Raw genomic sequence first — 17,922 nt, 5'->3', positions numbered from 1 at the left:
GATCAGCCCCGCGCCGTGCGTTCGATCCGGCCGGCAGCCTGCCAGTCCAGTTCGATTTCGGCACCGTCATCAGCCGACAGGCGCAGGCGGAAAGGTTCGGTCATGCCGGCCGGGTCGAACCAGATCGCCGGGTAGAGCGCGGCCCGGGCCGCGGCCTCGGGCGCCACCGGCCGCGTCTCCTCGACCCGCAGGCGCAGCGCGTCTTCAAAGCGGTATTCCGTCAGTGTGGGATGGTCGCGCACCGGCCACCAGCGTCCGTCGACCAGGCGGTAGAAGGCATAGCCTTCGCCGGCGCCCTCGACCGCCAGTCCCACCGGCGCGCCGGACGCAATCGCCTCGGCCTCGGCCTGGTTGAGCCTGGCCGCGAGACGATCGGCCTCGCGTTCGATCGCCGGCCCGCCCGGCGTGATCGACAGCGTCACCGCAAAGGCGACAATCGCCAGGATCGAGATCCCCACCAGGATCTCGATCAGCGACAGGCCGGCTTCACGGCTGGGCGTATGGGCGGGCATGGCCGTCATCAGCCCTGCCAGTTGCCGATATCGGCGTCGAGCTCCTCGCCGCCCTCGCGGCCGTCCCGGCCCAGCGACCAGATGTCCAGCATGCCGTGCTGGCCCGGATAGGCGTACTGGTAGGGATTGCCCCAGGGATCGTCCGGCAGGCGGCGCACATAGCCGCCCTCGCGATAATTCTCCGCCCCGCGCGGCGCCTCGACCAGCGCCTGCAGACTGTCCTCGGTCGAGGGATATTCGCGCATGTCGAGCCGGTAGGCATCGAGCGCCTGTTCCAGCGTGGCGATATCGGTGCGGGCCTTCTGCACCATCGCCTGGTCCTGCGCGGGCAGGACATTGATCACCACGATCGTGGCCAGAAGGCCCAGAATGGTGATCGAGATCATGATCTCCAGCAGGGAGAAACCGGCCTCGCGGTCTTCCTGCATGTCGTCAGTCGTCTGAGCGGCCGAACGGGTCTGCATCGAAATCTCCCTAGCCAAGAGCCAAAGTGTTGAGTTGCAGGATGGGCAGCAGGATCGACAGCACGATCATCACCACCACCACACCCAGGACGAGAATGATGCCGGGTTCCAGAAGGTTGAGGCCGACCGTGATGGCCCCGTCGATCTCCTGGTCCATCTGGTCGGCAGAGCGGCGGAACATCTCCCCCAGCGCACCGGAGCGTTCGCCGGCCGCGACCATGAACAGCATCAGGGCGGGGAAGCGGCCGCGCGTGGAGAGCGCGTCCGACAGGCCGCGCCCGCTTTCCACATCGGTAACGACCTGGCCGATCCGCTTGCGCACGGCGAGATTGCCGCTCGCCCGCGCCGCGGCCCGCAGGGCATCCGGCAGCACAGCGCCGCTTTCGATCAGGATGCCCATCGTACGGGCAAACCGCGCCGCCTCAGCCTTGCGCAGGAAACCGCCTAGCAGGGGTAGTCCCACCAGAAGCCCGTCGAATGCGGTGCGCACCGGCGCCTGGCGCAGCGCCAGCGCACTGCCAACGATCAGCACGACGAGACCGGCAGCAATGAAAGGCCAGCCCGCCTGCAATCCGCCCGACAGGCCGATCATGATCCGGGTCAGGAGTGGCAGCGCCATGCCCATACCGGTGAATTGTTCGGCGATGCGGGGCACGACGAATGTCATCAGCATCGTCACCACGCCCATGGCGACCACGGTCAGCACCGCCGGATAGACCAGCGCGCCGGTGATCCGGTTGCGCACCGCCTGTTCCTTTTCCAGATAGTCGGCCAGCCGTTCGAGCACATGGCCCAGCCCGCCCGCGCTCTCGCCGGCCGCGATCATGGCGCGGTAGACGGCGGGGAAGGATTTCGGGAAACCGTCCATGGCGACGGACAACCGGTCGCCCTCGGACACCCGGGCCCGCACCGCCATCAGCACGCGCTGCATGTTGTGACGGCCGCCCTGGCGGGCCAGCAGGCCCAGCGACTCGGCGATCGGCATGCCGGCGCCGATCAGGCTGGCCAGCTGGCGCGTGACCAGCATGAGTTCGCGGCTGGACAGGTCCTGCCGGCGCAGCCGGTCCATCAGCGAGGTCTGGTCGCCTGCGACCGCAGCTGCGCGCCGGCCGTCGGCCGAGCGCACGGAGAGCGGCGCCATCGACCGGCCGCGCAGTTCGCGCCGGGCTGCCAGCTCGCTGTCCGCGGTGATCAGGCCTTTCGACTTCTTGCCGCGGGCATCCAGCGCTTCATACTCAAACGCCGGCATGTCGCTCCCCCTCCTCGCGGCTGACGCGCAGGACTTCGGACAGGCTGGTCGTGCCGGCCAGGACCAGATCGACACCGTTCTGGAACAGGGTCTTGCGGCGGGTGAAGGCGTGGGCCGCGATCTCGCTCTCGCGGGCATCGTCGTGGATCTGCTTGCGCAGCGTGTCGTCGACCACGACGATCTCGTAGACCCCGGTCCGGCCGTCATAGCCGGTCTGCTTGCAGTGCGAGCACCCCGCCGGACGGTGCAGCGTCACATCGCTGCGGCCTGCCAGCCCCAGCAGCTCCAGCTCGGCCGCGTCCGGCGTGTAGACCTCACGGCAATGCGTACACAGGCGGCGCACCAGGCGCTGGGCGACAATCGCCGACAGAGTCGAAGCCAGCAGATAGCTCTCCACGCCCATATCGCGCAGGCGGGCAATGGCGGCGACGGCGGAATTCGTGTGCACGGTGGACAGGACGAGGTGACCGGTCAGGCTGGCCTGGACGGCGATCTGGGCCGTCTCGACATCACGGATCTCGCCGACCATCACGATGTCCGGGTCCTGGCGCAGGATGGCGCGCAGGCCGGCGGCGAAGGTCATGCCGACCTTGGCATTGACCTGGGTCTGGCCGATCCCGTCGATGGCGTATTCCACCGGATCCTCGACGGTGAGGATGTTGCGGGTCTCCTCGTTGAGAAGGTTGAGCCCGGCATAGAGCGTGGTGGTCTTGCCCGCGCCGGTCGGACCGGTGACGAGGATGATGCCGTTGGGCTGGGCCAGCGCCTTCTTCATATCCGCCAGCATGGCCTGGGGCATGCCCAGATCGTCCAGACGGAAGCGGGCCTGGGAATTGTCCAGCAGACGCAGCACGACGCGTTCGCCATGACGCGACGGCAGGGTGGAGACCCGCACATCGATCGACTTGCCGCCCAGGGCAATCGTCAGGCGGCCATCCTGCGGCACGCGCTTTTCGGCAATATCCAGCCGCGCCATCACCTTGATCCGGCTGACCAGCGGCGGCGCCAGGCGCGGCGAGACCGAGACTGTCTCATGCAGCACGCCATCGACGCGGTAGCGGATGGAGACCCGGTCCTCGAAGGGCTCGACGTGGATGTCCGATGCTGCCGTGCGCACGGCCTCGGCAATCATGCCGTTGATCAGGCGGATGATCGGTGCGTCGGACGCGCTGTCCAGCAGGTCCTCGGTCTTGGGGATCTCGTCGATCAGCCGGGACAGGCTTTCGCCGTCCGCCGCATCGGCGTCCGCACTGTCCGCTCCCAGACCGGCATAGGCGTAGATATCCGACAGGGCCTGGTCGAACCGGCCGGCATCGCACTCGACAACCGGATGCGTGGCCCCGACCACGCGCCGCACTTCCAGCAGCGCCCGGCGGTCCCCGCCCTGACGCAACAGGAAGGCCGGCTCGGCACCGGGCCGGTAGGCGACGCCCTTCTGGCGGGCGAAGGCATAGGTGACCGGGCTGGCCTCGCGGGCCGGGCTGGTATCCGTTTCACTCGCCATCGTCGGCGCTGCCCCGCGGCATGTCGATCATCATCATCTCGACGATGGATTCCAGCGAACTCGCACCCTGCGGATCGTTGGCGATCTGCTGGCCGCGGATATAGCCGTAGCGATTGTCGGTCACCGCACGCATGTCGGCCTCGTCGCGGATGATGGTCGGGCGGATGAAGACCATGAGATTGGTGCGGCGGCGCTCGGTGCCCTCGGACCGGAACAGACGGCCCACGCCCGGCACGCGGGACAGGCCCGGCACACCGGTCACCGAATCCTCGTCTTCCTGCTGGATCAGCCCGCCCAGCACGATGATCTCGCCATTATCGGCCAGCACCGTCGTCTGAATCTCACGCTTGTTGGTGATCAGGTCGGTCGTGTCGTCATTGACAGTGCCCGCGACCGAGGAAACTTCCTGCTCGATCAGCAGGCGTATCGTATTGCCCTCGGTGATCTGCGGGCGCACATGCAGGCGCACGCCGACTTCCTGGCGCTGCACCGTGCGGAACGGGTTGGAATTGTCGTCGCCCAGCACTTCACCGGTGGTGACGGGGATTTCCTGGCCGGACAGGAAGGAGGCTTCCTCATTGTCCATCGCCAGGATGGACGGCGTCGCCAGGACGTTGGAATTGCGGTCGCTCTCCACCGCGTTCAGCACCAGGCCGAAGAGCGTGCCGTCACCATTCTGTCCGCCGAAACCGATCGTGCCGCCCGTGGCGCCGAGCAGCGAGTTGAGGGCCGCCTGGCGCAGATCGTCATTGAAGTCGCTGTCGTCATCGCCGGGCGAAGTGATCGCCCCGGTCAGGGCCAGAAGATCCGGCGTATTCGACCCGAAGCGGGTCATCGCCAGGGGCGCATCGCCCTCGCCGCCGGCCAGCAGCATCTGCACGCCCAGCTCGTCGGCAACCGTGTCGGACATCTCGACCACGATGCCCTCGACCAGCACTTGCGGACGGCGGATGTCGAGCTGGCGGATCACCAGTTCCAGCTCGCGCTGGATGTCGGGATCGGCGTTGACGACCACGGCATTGGTCGGCGCGTGATAGGAGACGGACGGACGCCGGGCCATGGTCTCGTCATCGGCCATGGTCTCGACCACCTGCTGCAGGATGGGCAGCAGGTCCTCGCCGTCGGCATGGCTGAGATAGATCACCCGGAAGCCCTGGTTGGACCGGCTGACGCCATCCACCCGCCGGATCAGCGACATCATCTCGGCCACGGCGTCACGATTGCCGCGCAGCACGACCGTGTTGGAGGCCGGGATCGGCGCCACGGTGACGCCGAACGCCATATCGTCTTCGCCGGACGTGTTGCGGGTGCGGATGGTCTCGATGATGCGCGCCATCTCGCCGGCCGACACATTCGACAGTTCGACCATCTCGACCACCGAAGTGTCGCGATCCAGGTCACGCAGGACCTGGCGGATACGCGCGACATTCTCGGCATAGTCGACGATGACCAGCGCATTGCCGCCCTCGGCCGCATTGACGAAACCGTTCGGGCTGACCATCGGCCGCACGACCGTCAGCGCATCCCGGGTGCCCGCATGGGTCAGGCGCACCACGGCAGTGACATACTGGTCGCCGCGCAGGTTGGAATTGACCGGGCTGGAGGTGCGCGCACCGGCCTGTTCGGGAATGATCTGGTAGGCGCCCGAAGCGGTCGGCACGACGGCAAAGCCATGCACCCGCATGGTCGACAGGAAGACCTGGAAATACTGGTCCGGCGTCAGCGGCGCCTGCGAGGTGATGGTCACCCGGCCGCGCACATTGGGATCGACGATGAAGGTATAGCCGGTCACCGACGATACATCGTCGATCACGGCCTGGATTTCGGCCTGGTTGAAATTGACCACGCTGCCTTGGCCGCCGGACTGGGCCGAGACGGCAGCCGGTGCCATCGCAGACAGGACGAGCGCCAGGAGGCCCGCAATCAGTCGGTTCACGAAATCGGTCATCACGGCAGGTCCACTTGAAGGGTCAGGGGCAGGCCGCCCCGATTGATCGACAGGGTGAAACCGTCCTCTTCGCGCAGACGGCGGAAGAGAGCGGGAAGATCGGAAATATCGGTGGCGGGACGGCCATCCACCGCCAGGATCACATCGCCATTGCGCAGGCCGGTTGCCGACAGGAGGGCCGGGCTGGCCTCGCTGACGCGATAGCCGGTGAGGCGATTGCCCTCGCGCACCGGCTCGGCGCGGAACAGGCCCGCGACGGACTGGCCGCCAGCGGCGGCGGGCGCCGCAGCCGCGCGCGGCGTGTCCTCGTCGCGCAGGAAGAGCGATTCGGCGATGCCGCGGCGGCGGATCAGCACATGGTCGACATGCACCTCTTCCAGCGTCACGCCATCGAGGACTTCCGCACCCACGGCAAAGAAGCTCTGGCGGCCACCGGGGATCTGGATGATGGCGCCACCGCTGTCCGGCGTCGCGCCGCGGCGGATGCCGCGCAGGGTGAGATCGAGGCTGGTTTCCTGGATCGCCGCCGCAACGGGCGCCGCATCGACAGGCCCGGCACGCCGGTCAGCGAACAGGTCGGTCTCAGCCAGTTGCGTGAGGTCGGCCTGGTAGGACGGAGCGCCGCCGAACCGCGGGCCGGCATCCGCCGGATCCTGCTGGAAATCGGTCGCGCTGGCGCCGAAGGCGATGAGCCAGATCAGGCGCGCGGCGATATAGGTCAGGCCGGCGAGCAGGAGGAGTTCGGCCAGGGCGAGCACGGTCGCGAGACTGCGCGGAAGGCGCGTTCGCCCTCCCCGTCCGGCCGGCAGTGATTGCGACTGATGCGTCACGATGATCGCCTGTCCCTTCGGTCGCCATCCGCTTCGAACCGGCGTCCGGCGCCCGCCTTGGGCATGCCGTATCGAAGCTTCGGATATCCGCTCCCCGATACACGTGGCGTACGTCAGTTTTACGACGTTTCGGGATTAATCGTCGGATGAATGCAGACGGGCGGACCCGAAGGTCCGCCCGCCCGAATGCGTGTTACCAGCTGCGGCTGATGGAGATCGCGAACTCCGTGCCGACATCATAGGTGTCGACCGGCAGTTCGACCCCGCCCGCGGACTGGGTGGCTTCGTAATCGTCGCCAAGGATGTTGCGGATCGAGAACCCGAAATCCCAGTCATTGCCGCGCAGATCGAGCGTGCGGCTGTAGACCAGGTCAAGCGAGTTCGGGACCTGCTCGATGATCGCCGGATTGCCGGTGTTCAGATCGGCCACGGCCCGGGTGCGCTCTCCGGTGTAGTTGAAGAGCAGGGCGCCGCGTGCCCGGCCATCGAAGGTTTCGAAGCCGAGCTGGACGTTGAACAGGTGTTCCGACTGGCCCTGAAGGGCCCGGCCGTCATCGATGAAGCCCGCCGCGTCCAGCACGTTCGCAGACGGCTGGCCGAAGGCACCCTGGGCGATCGTCACCGTACCGTCAGCCGACACTTCCGACTGGATGTAGGTGTAGTTCGTCTTGATGAACCATTCGCGGTCATTGAAGAACGGACGATCGAAGCGGTTGGAGAGATCGAAGACTTTCTCGAACTCGAATTCCGCACCGGTCAGGGTCGCTTCAGGCGCATTGATGAAGGAGGTGCCCAGGCTGTCGCCCGTCGGCAGGATGTACTCCTCGATCGGGTTTTCCAGGATCTTGTGGAACACGCCGACGGTCACGAATTCCTCGCGGCCGAAATAGTATTCCAGACGCGCATCGTAGGACTCGATCTCGGTGTTCACGAGATACGGGTTGCCCTGGAAACGCTGGTCGGTATCGGTGTTGAAGAATTCGGCGAAGGCCAGTTCGCGGAACTGCGGCCGGGCGATCGACTGGGAATAGCCGGTGCGCAGCTGCAGATTGTCGGCGAAGGTCCAGGTCAGCGTCACCGCCGGCAGGACGTAGTCTTCCTCGATCCGCGTTTCCAGCAGGCCGCTGTCGCCGGCATTAACCGGGAAAGCGAACGTGTCGACCTTCTGGACGCCGTCTTCGAAGCGGGCACCCACCGCAGCGCGAACGAAATCGTTCACCGCGATATCGGCACCGGCATAGTAGGCGCGGACATTCATCCGGCCTTCATAGGCTTCCGGGAAGGACAGACCGCCGGTCTCCACCAGGCGCAGACGCTCGTCGACGATGTTCTGCGGGGCGAAGATGTAGTCGATCCGGCTGAAGCGCAGATCGGACGGCAGACCCACACCACCCTGCTCGAAGGAGAAGGTCCGGGTGTAGGCTTCACGCTCGCGGCTGGTCACCGACATACCGGCTTTCAGCTCGACATCGCGATCGAACACCGTCAGCGGCAGGGCAAGATCGAAGCCTGCATCCTGGGTGTTGTCCTCGATTTCCGAAAAGGACGTGCGGTTGTCGGCAACATTGCCGCCATACTGCAGGCCCGCACCGGAATACTCGTAGCGGTATTCGCGCTGGTACGGCGCGTCGCGCGTGGCGGTCGCGTCCGAGATCCGCCAGTCCAGGGCGAGATCGCCCAGGAAGGAGAAGACGTGCTCGCCGGACAGCTGGTTGAACAGCACCTGACGTTCGAACCATTCCAGGCTGTCGGTCAGGAAGACGCCGTTGCCACCCGCGTTGAACTCGGTCTGGGTCCGGGCTTCCTTGGACGTCGAGCGCAGGGCCATCGTCAGGAAGTTGATCTCGTGGTCATTGTACCAGTCGATGCCGACCGACAGCATGCCGGACACGTCGATGACGTTCTCGGTGCCCATATAGTTGTCGGAGGCATCTTCCGGCGCGGCGACGTCGGAGAAGTCGTCATTGGCCGGACCGTTGATGTAGCGGGCGGACGTGCCGTCAACACCGCCACGGCCACGGATACCTTCGCGCGTCACCCACTCGTTCGAGTAGGAGCCGGCGGCGGTGAGGCCGAGGGAGAAACCGTCGAAATCGAAACGGTCGCCGGCGCTGAAGTCGATGGAGCCATTGGCGTCCGTATCGACGGTCTGGAGCACCCAGAGTTCCGAATTGACCAGCGAGCGGCCGATGGCCTGCTGCTGCGCGGCCGGCAGGTTGTTGCCGACGCGGGTCGTGTTGAAGATCTCGGCCAGTTCGGCCGGCAGATCGCGCAGGCCGTCGTCATAACCCAGCCAGTCCGTGTCGGAACCGTCATAGGTCAGGCCGTTATTGCCCGTCGTCACCGTGTCGAAGCTGCCGCCCACACCGATGGTGAGGAAGCGGTCATCCGGCAGGGTTGCCGTTTCGACACCGATCACGCCGCCACCGAACTCGCCCGGGAATTCCGGGGAGAAGGTCTTCTGGACCAGCACGTTCGAGAGAACATTGGTCGGGAAGATGTCGAGCGGCGCCGCGCGACGGAAAGGCTCCGGAGACGGCATCGGAGAGCCGTTCAGGAGCGTGTTGGAGTAGCGTTCGTTGAGGCCGCGGACGACGACAAACTTGCCGCCCGTGGTCGACAGGCCGGTGACGCGGACCAGGGCCGCAGCCAAGTCGCTATCGCCGGTGGTTTCAAGGTCGTCGATCGACAGGGCCGCCGACACTTCCGAGGTGACGCGGCGGTCATCCGGAATGTACTGGAAGCGGACCGTGATGACGTCTTCGGCTTCGGAGGACGGAGCGTCCTGCGCAAAAGCGGCGACCGGAACCAGCGTGGTTGACGCCAGCAACGCAGCCGAGAGCGCATATCGTGTAGTTTGCATCTTCATCACCATGAGACTGCGATTAAACGATGCTGCGGGTCCCGGGCGCTTTCACACCCGGAACCCGCGGCGTCTGCGTTACTGCTGCGCCGGAACGAAGGTCCAGCCCTGGTACCAGGTGTCGCTGGCGTCCTCGACGGCACCGACATAGCCGGCCGGCTCGAACCAGGTGTCGAGGGCGTTGACGTCGGTCGAGATCAGAGCGGTCTCGGCCGAACCCGGAACCACACCCGTACCACCGCTGAAGAAGGCAAAGCCGGTCAGCGAGTTGGTGTATTCGGTGTTGTTCGGGCGGGACAGGAACCAGGCTTCCAGATTGGCGAAGCCGGCCGGGGTTTCACCCGCGCTCTCGTCGAAGTTGTTGACGCAATCCAGGGCGACCGACTGGATGTCCAGGAAGTCGCTGGCAGCGCCGATACGGTCGAACGTGGCCTGCTGGTCGACGTCGATGCAGTCATCACCGAAGTTCACGACGAGACCGTTGTAGAGCTGGCCGGCCGTACCTTCACGGATCAGCATGCCCTGGTCACTGTCGTTGGAACCGGAACCGTTGCGGTTACCGATCAGGGTGAAGTTGGAGATCATCGGGTTGGAACGCGGCGTCAGATTGTTCGCCGTGTCGTTGCCGCCACGGTTGTCGAACTCGAAGCCCTGGTCGCCCGAGGCACCCTGGACGACGATGACGTACTGGGCGCGGCCGCGCCAGCCATCGGTGTAGTCCATGGAGTCGTCGTCATTGCCGGTCAGTACCAGGTGGCGCAGATCGACCGCACCGCCGAACATTTCCACGCCGTCGTCCGAATTGTTGTGGACCTGGACGTAGTCGACGAAGGTGCCCGAACCGACGCCCTGGAAGGCGATGCCGTTCAGCTCGTCCTCATTGTTCACCTTGAAGCCGGCGAAGCGGACTTGCGTATAGGTGATGGAGCCGGAGGTATCGTCGGCCGTGGCGCCGCCGAACAGACCCGAAGAGCCTTCGCCGGACTTTTCACAGTCGACCGTGCCGCCGGTGGCGGTGGCGTCGGTACAGGCGTTGATCGGCGCGCGGCCGTTCAGCACCAGACCGCCCCACTGACCCTTGGTGTTCACACCGGCCGTGCCTTCAATGTCCGTACGGGCGGTGAAGATGACCGGCGAGGAGGCCGTACCGTTCGAGCGCAGCTGCGAACCGCGGGTCACGACGATGTAGTCGGAACCAGCCGAACCGAAGACCGTCACACCCGGATCGACCGTCAGCGTGGCTTCGATGCCGGACGGCAGCGGGCTGGCCGGATCGGGGCCGCGGTCGACACCGACGAAGACCGGACCGATCAGCTCGTACATATTGCCGCGGGTCAGGCGCAGATCGGACGTGATGTTGCCGGTGATCTGGCAGACGCGGGCGCCATTGATGGTTTCCGCGGATTCCGTCGTGCCCTCCGGACAACCGGCATCTTCAAACAGGTTGTAGGTCCAGCCCGAGGCCCAGTTGGACGCAGCGATCTCATCATCGGCGAAAGCGCCGATGTAATCGACATCTTCAAACCAGCTGTCGGCACCGTTCACGTCGAACGCCGTCACGGCCTGTTCGGCCGGGCCGGAGAACACGCCGTTCAGCGTGTTGTTGATCACGGCATTGTTCGGACGGGACAGGAACCAGTCCGACAGGTCCACCGGATCGCCGGTGCTTTCGTCGAAATTGTTCACGCAGTCCAGCACGACCGACTGGATGTCCAGCGGATCGGTCGCCGCACCGATGCGGGCGAAGGTGGCGTCCTGGTCGATGTCGATACAGTCATCGCCGAAATCGGCCACGATGCCGTTATAGAGACGGCCGGCCGTACCTTCACGGATCAGCATGCCCTGGTCGCTGTCGTTCGAGCCCGAACCGTTGCGGTTACCGATCAGGGTGAAGTTCGAGATCATCGGGTTGGAACGCGGCTCGAGATTGTTCGCCGTGTCGTTGCCGCCGCGGTTGTCGAACTCGAAGCCCTGATCGCCGGACGGACCCTGGCGGACCAGCACGAACTGGGCGCGGCCGCGCCAGCCATCGGTGTAGTCCATGGAGTCGTCGTCATTGCCGGTCAGCACCAGGTGACGCAGATCGACCGTACCGCCGAACATCTCGACGCCGTCGTCCGAATTGTTGTGGACCTGGACGTAGTCGACCTGGGTGCCGGAACCGACGCCCTGGAAGGCAATGCCGTTCAGCTCGTCCTCATTGTTCACCTTGAAGCCGGCGAAGCGGACCTGGACATAGTTCAGGATGCCCGAGCTGTCGGCTGCGTCGGCGCCGCCGAACAGGCCCGAGGAGCCTTCGCCGGACTTTTCGCAATCGGCCGAACCGCCGACCGCCGTGGCGTCGGTACAGGCGTTGATCGGCGCGCGGCCGTTCAGCACCAGGCCGCCCCACAGGCCCTTGTCGTTCTCGCCGACCGAACCTTCAACGTCCGTGCGCGAGGTGAAGATCACCGGCGCGTCGGCCGTGCCCTGCGCTTCGATACGCGATCCGCGGGTCACGACGATGTAGTCGGAACCGGCCGCACCGAACAGCGTGGCACCGGCGCCGATGGACAGGGTGGCGCGAGCGCCGCTGCCGCCGGTGGCGCCGTCATCGGTACCCACGAAGGTCGGGCCCGTGATGATCACGCCGGCATTCGGGGCAATCGTCGTGTTGGTCGTGATATTGCCGGTGATCTCACAGGCATTGATGGTGATGTCGCCATTGGTGACGGAGGTTTCGCGGATCGAGCCCGTACCGCAGCCACCGGCCGGGATCAGATCGATCGTCTGGCCTGCAGGCGGCGGGTTGCCGCCATCGCCCGGAGGCGTGCCCGGGTTTTCGGCACCCGGAGAGGAGATGGACGTATCCGCGCACGCTGCAAAGAACGCGCAGGACGTGGTCACAAGCAGCAGCTTGCGGAAATTGTGCTTCACCGACATGGAAGACCCCCAAGAGGAATGAATCTCGACCACGGTGGCACCGGCGTATCCGGCCCAGCCGCTTGGGCCGGGGATAAACATCAGCATTGTAACGGCTGAATGACAGATCGCGGCGACGGCGCCCGCAGACCGGAACCGCATCATCACCAAGGGTGGGGATTTACCGCGCCGGCACCCACTAGATGCTGGCCATGCAAGGGATTTCGCGCCGGTGGCAATTCCGCCACATCGGAAGAATTCGAAATTGAAATTTTTGCGACAATCCGCAGTATGACACTTGTTTGACGGAATTCACGCCCGTGATGACTGGAATCGCCCAAGTCGAGGATTGGCGAATATTGATTTCTATACGGATCACCTGGCGTGGAGGTTGCACTTCCGGCGCCAAGCCGCAACACTAAGGTCTCGTTCAGCAACCGAAGGGGCCCCGAAATGACCCCCGACATGACAAAGTGCGTCCAAGGTAAAATTCGTGCTTTACACAGCCCGTATTTGACTTTATCCGCGCTTCTCCCGGCGGAGGCGACGATGCCGGATTGGGTTAACTGCCAACAGGGGGTCACGTGAATTGCACACGTACCATACTCCCCTGGACCTGGTCCGCTCACGGCACGTAGAAAGCCCGGTCGTCTGCGCACGTCCGGATCGCGTTGCACAAGCGAGCCACTGGTTCCAGGAAAACTTTCCGGGCGAAGTCCTCTACGCGGTGAAGGCGAATCCCAGCCCGTGGATTCTCGACGTGCTGTATGCCAACGGCACGCGCTTCTTCGACGTCGCTTCGATTCCCGAGATTCAGCTCGTCCGCGAACGGTGCCCCGAGGCCCGCATGGCCTTCCTGCACCCGGTAATAAGCCGCGAGTCGATCCGGCGCGCCTATTATGAATTCGGCGTGCGCATCTTCGCCCTCGATTGCGAGGCGGAGATGGTCAAAATCCTCGAGGAGACGAACCACGCCGACGATCTGATCCTGATCGTGCGCCTGGCCGTGTCGAATGACGGCGCGATGTTCTCGCTCGCCGGCAAGTTCGGTGCGCCTGCCTATGAGGCGTCCGACCTGATCCGCAAGGCGCGGGCCCACGCCTTCGAGCTCGGTGTGAGCTTCCATGTCGGCAGCCAGTGCATGCAGCCCTCCGCCTATCGCTCGGCCATGATGGAAGCCTCGCGCCTCATCGTTCAGGCCGGCGTGACGGTCGACATCGTCGATGTCGGCGGCGGCTTCCCCTCGATCTATCCGGGCATGACCCCGCCGCCGATGGACGACTATATCTCGTCCATCGAGGATGCGTTCGAGGAGATGATGGTGCTGGAGAATGCCGACCTCTGGTGCGAGCCGGGCCGCGCCCTGGTCGCCGAGGCCGAAAGCGTTCTCACGCGGGTCGAACTGGTCAAGGGCGACGCCCTCTACCTCAATGACGGCGCCTATGGCCGCCTGTTCGACGCAGCGCACGCCAAATGGCCCTTCCCGGTCCGTGTGCACCGCCGCAAGGGCAGCACGTCCGGCGATGCCGACGGCGAGACCGCATCCTTCCGCCTCTACGGCCCGACCTGCGATTCGATGGACGCCATTTCCGGCCCCTTCGAACTGCCGGCCGACATTGCCGAGGGCGACATCATCGAGATCGGCATGCTCGGCGCCTACGGCACCGCGCTGGCGACGAATTTCAACGGGTTTGGTGCCATCGAATACGTAACGGTTGAGGACATGCCCTGGCCGTCTATGTTCGAAGTCCAACCCGACAAGGCCGACGACAGCGAAGCGACGGTCATTTCCTTCGCCCGCGCCCGCCGGCGCCGGCCCAAACTCAGGAGACGCGCATGACCGATATGTCGAACCGGAAGGCGGAACTTCTCGCCAACCCGATCCATCATATCGACATCACGGAATTCGACGGCCGCGAGCTGATCGACAGCTGGGAGAAGATGTCCTTCACCTCGCGCGATGCTGCGCGGGCCGCCCGCATCCTGCAGGCTGCCGTGGCCGATCCGGACTGTTCGGTGATCCTCACCCTGGCCGGTTCCACGTCCGCAGGTGGGTGCATGCACGTCTGGCGTGACATGGTGCGTCACAACATGGTCGACGCCATCGTGTCGACCGGCGCCTCCATCGTCGACATGGACTTCTTCGAGGCCCTGGGCTTCAAGCACTACCAGGCCCGCGAGATCCCGGACGACCGCGAACTGCGCGATCTCTATATCGACCGCATCTACGACACCTATATCGACGAGGAAGAACTGCAGGCGTGCGATCACGTCACGCAGGAAATCGCCGACATGCTCGAGCCGGGACCGCGCTCCTCGCGCTCCTACATCAAGGCGATGGGCAAATGGCTGTCCGAAGGCAATGCCAAGAAACAGGGCTCGCTCGTCCAGGAATGCTATGAGCAGGGCGTGCCGATCTTCTGCCCGGCCTTCTCCGACTGCTCTGCCGGCTTCGGCCTGGTGAAGCACCAGGTGGAACGCATGAAGGCGAACAAGCCCTACCTGTCGATCGACAGCGTGGCCGACTTCCGCGAGCTGACCGACATCAAGATCAAGGCCGGCACAACCGGCCTCTTCATGGTCGGCGGCGGCGTGCCGAAGAATTTCGCCCAGGACACGGTCGTGTGCGCGGAAATCCTCGGCGAGGACGTGCCCATGCACGCCTATGCCGTCCAGATCACCGTCGCCGATGTGCGCGACGGCGCCTGCTCCTCCTCCACCCTCAAGGAAGCCTGTTCCTGGGGCAAGGTGGACGTGGCCCTGGAACAGATGGTCTACGCCGAAGCCTCCACAGTGGCCCCAGTCATCGTCTCCGACGTCTACCACCGCAAGGCCTGGGAAAAGCGCCCGCGCCACCGCTATGGGGATATGTTCGAGGACTAGGGTCCAAGGGCATGGCTGGAATGAAAGAGCCCCGGTGCGCTGCGCCGGGGCTTTTTTGTTTGGTTGAATGCTACGGACGACACCAACCACCGTCACCCTGACGAAAGTCAGGGCCCAGATCATAAAACCGGGTGCTCCCATCCCGCCGCGATTGCGTCTCGCGCCCTGGATCCTGACTTTCGTCAGGATGACGGTTGAAGGCGATGGATGTCGGTCTCTCCATCCATTTTTCCCGGAAGCGCGTGAGCGCTGTCCGGGACCGACGGGAGACTCATCGCTTGATATGAGCTTCGGTCGGTCCCGGCTCTGCGGCCCGCCTTCGCGGGCCATCCGGCCGGGAGAAATTCGCGCTTATCCCCGCCCGCACCTGCCTTCGCCACGCCCGCGGGAACGTGGGCCGCGGTGTCAACCGCGGGTCGCGACGCTTGTTTGGAGGGCGTCCCGGCACTGCCTGCTGGGCTCGACATCGGCCCAGGCCCCGGCCGCATCCACGTCAGCGACATATTGACGGTAGGCCGTATCACCCGTGGCGCCCCGCGGCATGAAAGACAATGAGGCCGGCCCACCGGCGCTCTCCAGCTTCAACTCGACCGGCCGGTGCACATTGCCGAAGCCACCGGATCGAACGGACGCAATCCTGTGCTCGGCCATCAATCCTGCCTTTGCTGCAGGCGAGCCGGGTTCGACCCGCTCGACCAGCCCGGCCCTGTCTTCGGAGAGCTGCCAGCCTATTTCGTACCGGGGCCAACGCCCTTCCACGAGCGTATAGATCCGCCCGTCCATGGCGAGCGTGCAGGGGAGGTCGCGCTCGGGGACAAAGTCCGGCTGGTCCGCCGGCCACAGACCGAGTGCCTGTGCGACCTGCCAGACCTCGGCAGGCGTCAGCGGGACGTTTTCCCGCTGCATGAGCGTACGTGCCAGATCGTCGACGCTCGCCGCTTCACCGCGCGACCCGGCATAAGCGTCCATCGCCGCCCAGAGAAGAAGGCCCTCATCATAGTCTTCCAGCTGAGGCGTATGCCGGAGCACCGTGTTCTGCAGAGCCAGATTGAGCCGGTCGACCAGACTGCCGGCTTCGGCCAGGTCAAGCTCGATGAGTGCCTTGCGCGCAAGATAGTCGGTCAGCCCCTCGCGGACCCAAGACCAGTCGTGATCAGGGGCAAGCTGCCCCAGACGCGACGGGATCCAGCTATGCGCCAGCTCGTGAGCGAACATCACCAGCAGGCTGTCATAGTCCGTCGCTGGGCCGTGGAACAGGACGTGGGCATTGCTCCGCGCCATCCCGACACTTTCGCCCAGGTCGGTGCCCCGCCCGGTCGTCTCGATCACATAGGCGGTATAGTCCGTGAAACGCGCTTCGCGCCAATGCTGGCTGAAGTGGGAGACAAGCCGGTCTCCGGCTGAGCGGAGACGCTGGCGGCGTTCCTGATCGAGATCCGGTGCGTGGATGCGGAAAGTCCCCGCCTCGTCAGCCGGGTCGCGTGCGAACGCCCCGGTAGCAAAAAAGGCAAACCTGAGATCGTCAAACCGCTCAACCTCCCATTCACGGGAAGCTTGCTGTCTCGCGAGTGACCCCGATACCCGCGTACCTTGCGGCAATCCCTCTATCCGCAAAACCGTGCGGCCGACGCGATAAGGTGGCCAAACGCCGGGTGGCGAGCGCGGCGCCAGAAGCAGAGCTCCTCCGTCCAGAAAAACCCCGTCCGGCCGCGCGAGCAGGATATTGCACCCGTTAACGGCTGCGACAGTCAGATCGGCGGCCCGCAAATCGGTCTGGATCCGGTACGAGATGAAAACCGGGCCGTCGCCTACAGGTTCAAGCCGGACGCGCCGGTCGTCGTCCAGGTCGAGATCAAGCACGCGGGCATTCTCGACCTGGCCGAAGGTAAATTGGAGTTCAGGACAGTTCGGCTCCGGGTATGACATGTCACGAAGCACCAGGAGAGGAAGATCGCCCTCAACCGGAATCGTCATGTCGACCTGATAGGCCGTTTCCCCGTCGGCGCGGTCCTGCAGGATGGTGACCTCGACAACAGCCGGGGGCGTTGCGGCCGTGTCCATGCCGGCCAGGAGCGGAGTCACTGCAGCAATCAGCCCGGCGAAAACATGCGGAGAAATCGGAGGACAGTCCCAGTTCCCGAAAAGTCTCAAAAGCGCCCCCTTGCGGCTCCGCCTTGAACATCCTGCAGGCTGTTCATCTCAGTGTATTCGCCCTGTGCGTGCATGGCCACCGCATCCGGGAAACACCACCACTTCCCGTTTTTCCCGGAAGCGCGGCAGCGCTGTCCGGGACCAACGGGAGACTCATCGCTGAAAGCGCCCCACGGTCGATCCCGGCGCTGCGGCCCGCCTTCGCGGGCCATCCGGCCGGGAGAACAGATGCTTATCCCCGCCCGCATGCCTCTTTCTTCCCCATTCCATGGGGAAGTGGGCCGATGCGCAGCATCGGGTCGAAGGGGCGGCGCGCCAGCGCCGGAAGGCCTGTAAGGCAAGGCGCCGGCACCCCGCCGCGTGCCGCGGCGGCCCCTCCCCCGCTTCGCGGGTCCCCCTCCCCACGATGTGGGGAGGAAAGAATATTTATACCCACCCCCTCGGACCGGCCGCATAATCACCCCGTCTTCGCACCACTCGAGGCCCGGACCGGTTATCCGGGGGTGCAAAGAGTACGGAGCTTGTCCGCGCCTGCCGGGTTGACCACGGCAGGCTCCGGCGAGGCCATCGGCAGGGACGACCGGCAAAAAGCTCGACCGGACCGTCCCCGCCGGTTT

At 65.1% G+C, this 17,922-nt stretch carries 11 protein-coding genes; 2 read left to right on the top strand and 9 right to left on the bottom strand.

Features of this window, described 5'->3' with window-relative positions; all coding sequences use genetic code 11:
* Positions 1 to 2: 2 nt before the first annotated feature.
* The 8 genes from JJ918_RS15945 to JJ918_RS15910 form a co-directional block, all read right to left on the bottom strand.
* Positions 3 to 521, bottom strand: a complete 519-nt coding sequence (locus tag JJ918_RS15945; protein ID WP_291889570.1) for a GspH/FimT family pseudopilin — start codon at positions 519 to 521, stop codon at positions 3 to 5.
* Positions 521 to 976: a type II secretion system major pseudopilin GspG gene (gspG, locus tag JJ918_RS15940; RefSeq protein WP_291889567.1), complete on the bottom strand. Its 456-nt coding sequence runs from the start codon at positions 974 to 976 to the stop codon at positions 521 to 523. The genes JJ918_RS15945 and gspG overlap by 1 nt, the downstream gene beginning before the upstream one ends.
* Before the next feature lie 10 nt (positions 977 to 986).
* Positions 987 to 2,225, bottom strand: coding sequence for a type II secretion system inner membrane protein GspF (gspF, locus tag JJ918_RS15935; RefSeq protein WP_291889565.1), 1,239 nt, complete (start codon positions 2,223 to 2,225; stop codon positions 987 to 989).
* Positions 2,212 to 3,729, bottom strand: a complete 1,518-nt coding sequence (gene gspE / locus JJ918_RS15930) for a type II secretion system ATPase GspE (protein ID WP_291889562.1) — start codon at positions 3,727 to 3,729, stop codon at positions 2,212 to 2,214. The genes gspF and gspE overlap by 14 nt, the downstream gene beginning before the upstream one ends.
* Entirely contained in the window at positions 3,719 to 5,677 is a 1,959-nt protein-coding gene (locus JJ918_RS15925) for a secretin N-terminal domain-containing protein (RefSeq protein ID WP_291889559.1), read from the bottom strand. The genes gspE and JJ918_RS15925 overlap by 11 nt, the downstream gene beginning before the upstream one ends.
* Complete coding sequence (locus tag JJ918_RS15920; RefSeq protein ID WP_291889556.1) at positions 5,677 to 6,507, bottom strand: type II secretion system protein N; 831 nt, start codon at positions 6,505 to 6,507, stop codon at positions 5,677 to 5,679. Before JJ918_RS15920 ends, JJ918_RS15925 begins: the two co-directional genes overlap by 1 nt.
* A gap of 193 nt (positions 6,508 to 6,700) precedes the next feature.
* Positions 6,701 to 9,370: a TonB-dependent receptor gene (locus JJ918_RS15915; RefSeq protein ID WP_291889553.1), complete on the bottom strand. Its 2,670-nt coding sequence runs from the start codon at positions 9,368 to 9,370 to the stop codon at positions 6,701 to 6,703.
* 78 nt (positions 9,371 to 9,448) lie between these two features.
* On the bottom strand, positions 9,449 to 12,292 hold the full coding sequence (locus JJ918_RS15910) for a hypothetical protein (RefSeq protein WP_291889551.1): 2,844 nt from the start codon (positions 12,290 to 12,292) through the stop codon (positions 9,449 to 9,451).
* Positions 12,293 to 12,860: 568 nt separating this feature from the next.
* Between JJ918_RS15910 and JJ918_RS15905 the strand changes: the two genes are divergently transcribed.
* Positions 12,861 to 14,111 carry a type III PLP-dependent enzyme gene (locus tag JJ918_RS15905; RefSeq protein ID WP_291889548.1) on the top strand — a complete coding sequence of 417 codons (1,251 nt, stop codon included), beginning with the start codon at positions 12,861 to 12,863 and terminating at the stop codon, positions 14,109 to 14,111.
* A complete protein-coding gene (locus JJ918_RS15900; protein ID WP_291889546.1) occupies positions 14,108 to 15,154 on the top strand; it encodes a deoxyhypusine synthase in 1,047 nt (348 codons plus the stop codon). The genes JJ918_RS15905 and JJ918_RS15900 overlap by 4 nt, the downstream gene beginning before the upstream one ends.
* A 405-nt stretch (positions 15,155 to 15,559) precedes the next feature.
* Here JJ918_RS15900 and JJ918_RS15895 read toward each other — a convergent pair whose 3' ends face one another.
* Entirely contained in the window at positions 15,560 to 17,305 is a 1,746-nt protein-coding gene (locus tag JJ918_RS15895) for a hypothetical protein (RefSeq protein WP_291889542.1), read from the bottom strand.
* Positions 17,306 to 17,922 lie beyond the last annotated feature (617 nt).

The sequence above is a fragment of the Maricaulis sp. genome (assembly GCF_017642925.1).
Classification (GTDB): domain Bacteria; phylum Pseudomonadota; class Alphaproteobacteria; order Caulobacterales; family Maricaulaceae; genus Maricaulis.
Note: the sequence above shows the minus strand (reverse complement) of the source record. Positions and strands in the feature narration are given on the sequence as shown.